The organism is Streptomyces anulatus (genome assembly GCF_000721175.1).
GTDB lineage: Bacteria > Actinomycetota > Actinomycetes > Streptomycetales > Streptomycetaceae > Streptomyces > Streptomyces anulatus_C.
Map to the genome: position 1 here is coordinate 1 of NZ_JOEZ01000133.1, position 375 is coordinate 375.

1 protein-coding gene is annotated in these 375 nt (G+C 70.1%); it reads right to left on the bottom strand.

Annotated elements, in window-relative coordinates:
• On the bottom strand, window positions 1-272 hold a 272-nt coding region (locus IG90_RS40450; RefSeq protein ID WP_033895129.1), incomplete at its 3' end, for a hypothetical protein.
• Window positions 273-375 lie beyond the last annotated feature (103 nt).

A 375-nucleotide genomic window follows, 5' to 3' on the forward strand; every position in this document is an offset into this window, starting at 1 on the left:
ACCGTGCTGGTCTCGGTGAGGACCGCGAGCGGGACCGCGGCCTTCCCGCCGATCGTGGCGCTGCGGGGGGCGGCGGCGCTGAACGTTCCGCCCGGCTCGGTCGGGCCGGGCTTGACGGTGCTCTTGCCGCCCTTGGGGCTGCTATCGGCGACCGTCTTGACCGTCTTCTCGGCGGCCTTGGTGTCCAGGCGCCGGTCGCCGGTGTTGGTGATGGACTCGACACCGCGCGCTCCGGCGTAGGCGATGGCGATGAGGACCAGGAGCTCGATCACGAGACGACTCCTCCTTCTTCTTAGGCGATGCCGAAGGCGCCGGCGACGAGGGTGCCGATCTTCGTGATGACCCAGGCCAGAACTCCCTGGACGCCCTCGCCGA